The following is an 8,133-nucleotide window of genomic DNA, read 5'->3' as shown; positions in this document are numbered from 1 at the left end:
CCCACCCCCCCCCACCCCCCCCCAACCCGCCCACCCCAGCCCAGCACCCGCCCCCCCCGCCCACCCCGCACACCGCCCACCAGACCCCCCTGGGACACAAGAGCCCCACGACAACCGAGATATACACGCGGGTATTTGCGCTGGACGTAGCCGCGAGACATCGGGTGCAGCTCCAGATGGTGGGAACCGATGCTGTGGTCATGCTCAGAAAGAGCAGCTCTTGATACGTCCGAAACCGACCGTTTTGGTACAGTCTATTTAATATTATAATGACATCAAACGGTTATATCTGTTTACTCATTTGAGTAAATTAACTTTTGTGTTTTTGATTCTTTACGTAAATACTCATTTGTGGTTTACTCCTGTTCACTATCACTCAAATGAGTAAATGAGACACTGAGCATGAAAATCATTTCGTTTCTGAATCCTAAAGGTGGCTCTGGCAAAACCACTGCCACAATCAATGTCAGCACCTCCATTGCCAGTAGCGGTAAAAAAGTCGCAGTTGTTGATACTGACCCACAAATGAGTCTGACCAACTGGAACAGCGCCGGTAAGGCTGGGTTCGATGTTTTTACCGCCTCATCTGAAAAAGACGTGTATCAGGTTCGTAAAGAACTCGGGGATTATGATTACGTAATTATTGATGGTGCTGGTTCGCTTTCTGTTATCACTTCTGCGGCCGTAATGGTGAGCGATCTCATCATCATTCCTGTTACACCGAGTCCACTTGATTTCTCAGCGGCAGGTTCAGTGGTAACTGTTCTTGAGGCGCAGGCATACAATCGCCCTGTCGAGGCTCGATTCCTGATCACTCGAAAAATTGAACAGGCAACGATGCTCAGCGTTTTAAAAGAAAGTATTGCCCAGACGGGTATTAAAGCGTTTAAAACTGCTATTACTCAGCGCCAGAGCTATGTGCGATCGGTTCTTGAAGGTGAAAGCGTTTTTAACACCTCTGACAGAGCTGCTCAGGGAGAAATTCAAATTCTGAGTAAAGAGATTCTGTCTTTTTTTGAGTAAATACTCATACGCTCATTTGAGGAGGATATATGGCACTTGAGAAAAAACATTCATCATCAATGATGACGTTCGGCGCGCATCGTGATCTGGAAAAAATTGTTCAGGCTCCTGAGGTGAAAGCTCTGTCAGAAAAGCAAAAGCGCGTGAACGTGAATTTTAATGAAGAGAAGCATTCCCGTTTTAAAGTGGCATGTGCCAAACGCGGAACCAGCATCACAGATGTGATCAATGAGCTGGTTGACGAATGGTTGCGCAAAAATGAGTAGTTACTCATTTGAGTAATGACTCAATTGAGCGCATGTATCTGGGTCAAGTTATGGTTGCTTAACAGGGCTGATAGCTTGACCTTTATAACTAAAGATACCATGTGGACTATTAATAGAAACTCAAATGAGTGAATGAGTAAAAATGTGAGAGCGTCATTGATTAAAGCCAGCAGAGCTCAACAGCACCAGACCTTTTTCTGGTTTGATAGTCTGGAACGGGGTCTGTCTGTCAAAGCATATATACGAGAGCGAGCTTTTTTACTCATAGAAGTAAATGAGTGAATGAGCTTTTGCGCATATGACATTATTGAGAAAGTATAATCAGTTTGTGCAAGCTTGATGTTTGTTATGTCTTATGAAGCCTGATCCGCTATCAATTTTGAGGTTATGAAGTAAAGCTCATATGAGTTTATGAGTGATATAGGCTCATAGTTGACTAACCATTTCGTATTTGAGTTTTTACTCATTTGAGTGAAAGCTCAAAGTGCAAATAACTTTCAATAGTGTTTCTCATTCCTTGACCTGTGAAAATTCCGATCAGCCTTTTAGCGACACACATTCCTTTCTGGTTTATCCATGCCTCGTTAAATCAATCCCGCTTCGTCTTCCATAAAGGTCTAAACCTTTAGGCACAAATTCTGTTATGAGTAAGTAATAAGGACGGGCTCGATTACCCTAGAACTTATTTTGAGTGTATATAAATACATTGAGTAAATGAGTAAGTGAGTATAGGGTTATGCAAAGGCCTGAGTCATATTCACTCAAAAGAGTAAATGTGTTTTTACTCACATGGCTTTAACAAAAGGGATAATCAGCGTTCACGAGCGAAAAGTTCAATGATGCCCTGAGCAGCCTAAAAGAGCATTCAGTATTTGAGTTTATGAGTAAATACTCATATAGATTTAAAAGTAATAGCGCTTAATGCTGACAAGCTAACTTTTAATTGAGTTTTTACTTAATTGAGTAAAAGAGTAAAAACTCAATAGATTTAGTGCGTTCTGATGGTGTAGCTAAGTGTAATTAACCTGAAAAAAATGCAGGTCAGCATACTTTAGCGACAGGCAGTTCTTTCCAGTTGGTTGTCCACGCCTTACTCAACATCTCACGCTTCATTTTCCAGTCAGGGTCGATACCTTTCCCCGCAAATCCAATATTGTAACGCCCCGACTGGTTCATTTTGTCTATTAAGCTCATCAGCGCCTCGCTGCCTGCACGCGGCACCTCATCGTCGAACAAATTAAGCTGTGCCATGCCGTCCGGCCGCAGCTCGTTCAGCATGATGCCAGCTTTCGCATAGCGGAAGCCCGGGCGCCAGATCGCATCAAGAGACTTCACGGCCGCCTCGATGATATTGCGTGTGTCCTGTGTGCCGACGCGCAGCTTCACAAAGGCCGTATTGCCGTACCCGGGCTGACCAGTATCGAAAGGAGATGTGCGGATAAAAACGGAAACGTGATGGCAGAACTGGCGATCCTCACGAAGCTTTTCCGCCACGCGCTCGGCGTAGGCGCAGACGGACTGACGCATTGCGTCATACTCCGTAATACGTTCGCCAAAGCTGCGGCTGACCACTATCTGCTGCTTTGGTGGCAGCGCGTCTTCCATCGGGATGCAGGACTCACCGTTAAGCTCACGCACCGTACGCTCCAGCACTACGCCAAAGGTTTTTCGGATGAGGGAAGGGGAGGCGCGCGCCAGATCGAGCGCTGTTGTGACGCCGAGCAGCTGCAGTCGCTTTTCAAGTCGGGAGCCCACACCCCAAAGTTCACCCACGGGTTGACGTGACAGCAGCTTTTCGGTCCGCTTTGGATTACCCGGTGTAAGGGCGAGCACCCCGCCAAACTGCGGCCATTCCTTCCCGGCCCATTGCGCTGACTTCGCCAGCGTCTTCGTCGGCCCCAGACCGACCCCGACAGTCAGCCCGGTACAGGTTTTTACATGGTTGCGGATCATGCGGCCGAAATCCTCAAAGGGCATGGCCATTTCCATGCCGCGGCAGTCACAGAACCCCTCATCTACGGAATAAACCTCCAGACGCGGCACCATCTCCTCGATACAGGACATCACACGCGTGCTCATAGAGTGATTTATGTGGAATAGAAATTCAACACGAGACTTAAATCTTTCTGAGAGGATGTACACTACAAATTTGTACATTAATTATACAGGACTTATCCCCCGTTTTTGTGGATAAGGCAGAGGGCATATGTACCGACCGGCTGCAAAAACACGCCCGGGTTTTTACGATATTTAATACAGGGGGATGTCAGTTTAAAAAAGCCTGAACAGGGACGCGGCATTTCCCTTCTGGCTGTATAGCGGGCAGTCCGGATAAGAACGGTGATTTTTACCACCCTGACGCCGGGTGTATGTATCAAAAATCACCGGCTGGAATGAGACAGGCGGTACTTTCCGGAAGCTGCGACTGGACAGCTTCCATTTGCTGTCACGCTGCCATTTTCCGGCATTCTTCAGCACAGCGGTAACAGGCTTCAGCACATTTCTTACAGTGCTCGTGCTCATGTTTCGCGCACTCATCACCGCATTTCTGGCATGCTTCTGCGCAAACCTTACAAATCTGAGCAGCGAATTCACTGTCCATTGTCATCAGCTCAGCTGCCAGGCGGCAGATGCTGGCGCACTGCATGTCCGCCCGGATGCATTCGCGCATCATCTCAATATTTTCTTCTTTCAGGCAGGACGTTGCGCAGTAGTCACAGGTTGCAGCGCAGATATAACAGGCCTCAATGCAGTTGCGGTATTGTTCAGACATAATTTCTTCCCGTAATCGTTAAATGCAAAGAAGTGGTAAGCATGGAACAAAATGTTGATTGCTGCAAAAGCGTTTTATACAGACGGTAGCAGGAGTGGGATAAAACAGGGTTAAAAAAAGCCCGTCACAGTCAGACGGGCTGGCTGATTACAGCCTAAACAAAGTTGTTCAGATAACTCAGTGTAATGAGGGTTAACGCACAACACATTCCGTAACAACAGTAACCATGACAAAATCCGGATGATTTATGCCCAGGTTTTTTCAGCTAAGGCTACGGGCTGTCATCTGCGTTTATTTATCTTCCTGCATCATCTTGCGGTGCGTTTCAATAATGTTCTGATGTGCGGCAGAACTGCTGTTATTCATGCTCTGATGTGCCTGAATCGCCAGCTCATGTTCATTCATGGAGGCCGCCGGGGCTTTCTTGTTCATGCAGCAGGACATGTCCATGGGGGCTGGCTGAGCCTGAGCGGCTGAAACGGACAGAAGGACCGCAGCGGCGGCAAGCATAATCTTTTTCATTCGTAATTCCTTACGTTTAAAGGATAAAAATAGCCGTTAATTCCGGACAGGAACTTTACCGGCCTCAGTGATTTTCATCGTATCCGAAAAAAAACACCGTGAACGAAAATGACAAAAATGTAATTCAAAAACATCAGGTTCCAACATGACATAAATGTAATCAAGTCGGGATTCCTGTTGTGATAGCTTGCCGGTAACAAAAATAAAGTTCCTGACCGGATTGCATTAGTGATGCATCTGGTGTGGAGAGATTTTCTCCCGGGATAATCTGCATTTTGCCGGAGCACAGTCATGCAGCTTAAAAGTTCACGACGCAATTTTATCAAAGGGATCGCAGCGGCCAGCGTTGCTGGCGGTCTTGGTATGAAGACGTTCAATGCTTTCTCGGCGGTAAGTCTGGTACAGCCCCGCACGCTTACCGGTAATGATTTCGACCTGTTTATCGCCGAAACGCCACTTAATATCACCGGCAACATCCGTTATGCCAAAACCATCAACAGCGGCCTGCCGGGGCCTCTGCTGCGCTGGAAAGAAGGCGATACTGTCACGTTACGGGTTAAAAACCGTCTGAAAGAAACAACCTCCATTCACTGGCATGGCATCATTCTGCCAGCCAACATGGATGGCGTTCCCGGCCTCAGCTTTCACGGTATTGAACCCGATGATACTTACGTCTATTCATTTCGCGTAAGGCAGAATGGCACCTACTGGTATCACAGCCATTCCGGCCTGCAGGAGCAGGAGGGCGTTTACGGCCCGATTATCATTGATCCCGCTGAGCCTGAGCCATTTAAGTATGATCGGGAACACGTGGTAATGCTGACCGACTGGTCAGATGAAAATGCCTCTGCCATTCTTTCAAAACTGAAAAAGCAGTCCGACTACTACAACTTTGCCAAGCCTGCTGCTGGTGACTTTTTCCGTGATGCCCGGGATAAGGGGCTGGGAAATACCCTGGCTGACCGGAAGATGTGGGCGGAAATGAAGATGAACCCGACTGACCTTGCAGACGTCAGCGGTGCGACTTACACCTATCTCATGAACGGTCAGGGCCCGGGTAAAAACTGGACGGGGCTGTTCCGTAAAGGCGAAAAAATCCGCCTCCGCTTTATCAATGGCTCTGCCATGACCTACTTCGATGTACGCATTCCTGGCGTGAAGATGACCGTGGTGGCTGCTGACGGCCAGTACGTCACCCCCGTCAGTGTGGATGAGTTTCGTATTGCCGTAGCTGAAACCTACGATGTCATTGTAGAGCCCGTCCAGGATGCCTGCACCATCTTTGCCCAGTCCATGGACAGAAGCGGCTATGCACGGGGCACGCTTGCCGTTCGTGAAGGCATGACTGCCCCGGTTCCTTCCACCGATCCTCGTCCCTGGCTCACCATGGATGATATGGGAATGGGGGGAATGGATCACGGCAGCATGGGAGATACAGATCACGGGCAGATGCAGGGTATGGGCGGCGGTAGCATGCAGAGCATGGATGGTTCAGCTGTGGAAAGCGCCCCGGCAGGCAGTATGGCTGGCATGGATCACAGCAGCATGGCCGGCATGGACCACGGCAGCATGGCCGGCATGGACCACGGCAGCATGGCCGGCATGGACCACGGCAGCATGGCCGGCATGGGTGATATGCAGAAGCATCCGGCATCAGAAACGAACAACCCACTGGTTGACATGCAGGCCATGATGCCCACGTCGAAGCTCAGCGATCCGGGTATCGGGTTGAGGAATAACGGCCGCAGGGTTCTGACCTACGCTGACCTGAAAAGTACTTTTGACGATCCGGACGGACGCGAACCCTCACGCACCATAGAACTGCATCTTACCGGCCATATGGAAAAATTTGCCTGGTCTTTCAATGGTATTAAGTTTTCCGATGCAGAGCCGGTCACGCTCCGCTATGGCGAGCGCGTCCGCATTGTCCTGGTCAACGATACCATGATGACACATCCCATTCATTTGCACGGAATGTGGAGCGACCTTGAGGATGAAGAAGGGAATTTCCTGGTGCGTAAACACACCATAGATATGCCGCCCGGCACGCGCCGCAGCTATCGTGTGACGGCCGATGCGCTGGGCCGATGGGCTTACCACTGTCACCTGCTTTTTCATATGGAAACAGGCATGTTCCGTGAGGTCCGGGTTAATGAGTGAGGTACTTCTGATGTCAGCTTCTGATCGTGGTGATATGAAACATAACTTTTGCAGCCCGGCGGCCGGGCTGCTGGTTTTCGCAGCGATTGCCGGCAGCGCACTTACGGCCGTCCCTGATGCCCGGGCTGAAGCGGCGCACAACATGCAGGCGCATGACATGAGTGCAATGTCGGGCATGGACCACTCCGCTATGGGCAATATGGAACCCATGTCCGGGATGGAAGGCATGGAGTCTATGCAGCCTGCTGCCCCGACTGAAAGCAGAACGCCTGTTCCGGTACTGACGGACGCCGACCGCCGGGCTGCGTTTCCTGACGTGCATGGTCATAAAGTGCATGACAGCAGCATGAACTGGTATCTGCTGGCCGATCAGCTTGAGTGGCAGAAAAATAATGAGGCCGGGGGATTCAGCTGGGACGTCAGCGGCTGGGCTGGCGGGGATATTGATCGGCTCTGGCTGCGCAGCGAAGGGGAAACCAGCGACGGAAAAACCGAGTCGGCAGAGGTGCAGGCCCTCTGGGGGCACGCTGTCTCGCCCTGGTGGGACGTGGTCGCGGGTGCGCGGCAGGACTTCAGGCCCGGCAGGCCCCAGACATGGGCCGCCGCCGGCTTTCAGGGCATGCCGCTGTATAACCTCGAAACTGAACTCACCGCGTTTGCCGGTGAGCAGGGACGCACCGCGCTCCGGTTTGAAGCAGAGTATGACGTGCTGCTGACCAACCGGCTCATCCTGCAGCCGTCTTTTGAAGCCAATTTTTACGGTAAGGATGATGAGGTGCGTGAAACCGGGAAAGGACTGTCCGGTACCGAGCTTTCCCTGCGCCTTCGTTACGAAGTAAAGCGGGAATTTGCGCCTTATGTGGGCGTATCGTGGAGCCAGCTTTATGGCAACACGGCCGATATGGCGACCCGTGAAGGAGAGAAGGACAACGAAGTGCGCTTTCTTCTCGGTGCCCGCGTGTGGTTCTGATGCAGTTAATTCTAACAAACAAGACAGGTATGAATATGAAACGTAATTATGCTGGCTACGTCATCGCTGTTGCCGCCTCTGTTGCTGCTTTTGGCGCGCAGGCGCATCCGGAACTGGCTTCTTCTGTCCCTGCTGATAAAGCGCAGGTGGCAGCGCCTTCAAAAGTGGAGCTGCACTTTACTGAGAATCTGGTCACAAAATTTTCTGGTGCACGTCTCGTCATGACCGCTATGCCCGGCATGTCCTCTCATGCCCCGATGGCGGTTGCGGCAAAAGTGGCCGCCGGTGGCGATCCGAAAACCATGGTGATCACGCCAGCCAAACCTCTGGTGCCTGGCACATACAAGGTGGAGTGGCGTGCGGTGTCTTCTGATACACACCCGCGCACGGGTAACGTCAGCTTTAGCGTGAAATAATGC

General features: G+C 50.5%; 7 protein-coding genes and 2 pseudogenes. 6 read left to right on the top strand and 3 right to left on the bottom strand.

Going from position 1 to position 8,133, the window contains the following annotated elements; translation table 11 throughout:
• From MHZ97_RS22495 to MHZ97_RS20905, 3 genes and pseudogenes are all read left to right on the top strand, one after another.
• Positions 1 to 224, top strand: a pseudogene (locus MHZ97_RS22495) (hypothetical protein); the annotation flags it as partial.
• A 178-nt stretch (positions 225 to 402) separates the two neighbouring features.
• A complete protein-coding gene (locus MHZ97_RS20910) occupies positions 403 to 1,023 on the top strand; it encodes a ParA family protein (RefSeq protein ID WP_101826984.1) in 621 nt (206 codons plus the stop codon).
• Positions 1,024 to 1,052: 29 nt separating this feature from the next.
• On the top strand, positions 1,053 to 1,289 hold the full coding sequence (locus tag MHZ97_RS20905; RefSeq protein ID WP_101826985.1) for a plasmid partition protein ParG: 237 nt from the start codon (positions 1,053 to 1,055) through the stop codon (positions 1,287 to 1,289).
• 1,041 nt (positions 1,290 to 2,330) lie between these two features.
• On the opposite strand, the pseudogene umuC reads toward MHZ97_RS20905, so the two are convergent.
• The 3 genes and pseudogenes from umuC to MHZ97_RS22490 all read right to left on the bottom strand — a co-directional run.
• Positions 2,331 to 3,386 (bottom strand): annotated as a pseudogene (umuC, locus tag MHZ97_RS20900) (translesion error-prone DNA polymerase V subunit UmuC); the annotation flags it as partial.
• 349 nt (positions 3,387 to 3,735) lie between these two features.
• Complete coding sequence (locus MHZ97_RS20895) at positions 3,736 to 4,062, bottom strand: four-helix bundle copper-binding protein (RefSeq protein ID WP_033755879.1); 327 nt, start codon at positions 4,060 to 4,062, stop codon at positions 3,736 to 3,738.
• A 291-nt stretch (positions 4,063 to 4,353) separates the two neighbouring features.
• A complete protein-coding gene (locus MHZ97_RS22490; protein ID WP_033755880.1) occupies positions 4,354 to 4,584 on the bottom strand; it encodes a hypothetical protein in 231 nt (76 codons plus the stop codon).
• Positions 4,585 to 4,875: 291 nt separating this feature from the next.
• Here MHZ97_RS22490 and MHZ97_RS20885 point away from each other — a divergent pair, with 291 nt between their 5' ends.
• The 3 genes from MHZ97_RS20885 to copC are packed head-to-tail and all read left to right on the top strand — an operon-like array spanning position 4,876 to position 8,130.
• The gene (locus MHZ97_RS20885; protein ID WP_033755882.1) at positions 4,876 to 6,744 is read left to right on the top strand and encodes a copper resistance system multicopper oxidase; all 1,869 of its coding nucleotides are present in this window, start codon (positions 4,876 to 4,878) and stop codon (positions 6,742 to 6,744) included.
• Between the two features lie 34 nt (positions 6,745 to 6,778).
• Positions 6,779 to 7,714: a copper resistance protein B gene (locus MHZ97_RS20880; protein ID WP_033755893.1), complete on the top strand. Its 936-nt coding sequence runs from the start codon at positions 6,779 to 6,781 to the stop codon at positions 7,712 to 7,714.
• Between the two features lie 35 nt (positions 7,715 to 7,749).
• Entirely contained in the window at positions 7,750 to 8,130 is a 381-nt protein-coding gene (gene copC / locus MHZ97_RS20875) for a copper homeostasis periplasmic binding protein CopC (protein ID WP_101826986.1), read from the top strand.
• Positions 8,131 to 8,133 lie beyond the last annotated feature (3 nt).

The organism is Pantoea sp. ACRSC (assembly GCF_022346785.1).
Taxonomy (GTDB): Bacteria; Pseudomonadota; Gammaproteobacteria; order Enterobacterales; family Enterobacteriaceae; genus Pantoea; species Pantoea alvi.
Note: the sequence above shows the minus strand (reverse complement) of the source record. Positions and strands in the feature narration are given on the sequence as shown.

Coding starts and splice junctions, on each gene's coding strand:
- MHZ97_RS20910 (WP_101826984.1), top strand. CDS start 403: ATGAAAATCATTTCGTTTCTGAATCCTAAAGGTGGCTCTGGCAAAACC.
- MHZ97_RS20905 (WP_101826985.1), top strand. CDS start 1,053: ATGGCACTTGAGAAAAAACATTCATCATCAATGATGACGTTCGGCGCG.
- MHZ97_RS20895 (WP_033755879.1), bottom strand. CDS start 4,062: ATGTCTGAACAATACCGCAACTGCATTGAGGCCTGTTATATCTGCGCT.
- MHZ97_RS22490 (WP_033755880.1), bottom strand. CDS start 4,584: ATGAAAAAGATTATGCTTGCCGCCGCTGCGGTCCTTCTGTCCGTTTCA.
- MHZ97_RS20885 (WP_033755882.1), top strand. CDS start 4,876: ATGCAGCTTAAAAGTTCACGACGCAATTTTATCAAAGGGATCGCAGCG.
- MHZ97_RS20880 (WP_033755893.1), top strand. CDS start 6,779: ATGAAACATAACTTTTGCAGCCCGGCGGCCGGGCTGCTGGTTTTCGCA.
- copC (WP_101826986.1), top strand. CDS start 7,750: ATGAAACGTAATTATGCTGGCTACGTCATCGCTGTTGCCGCCTCTGTT.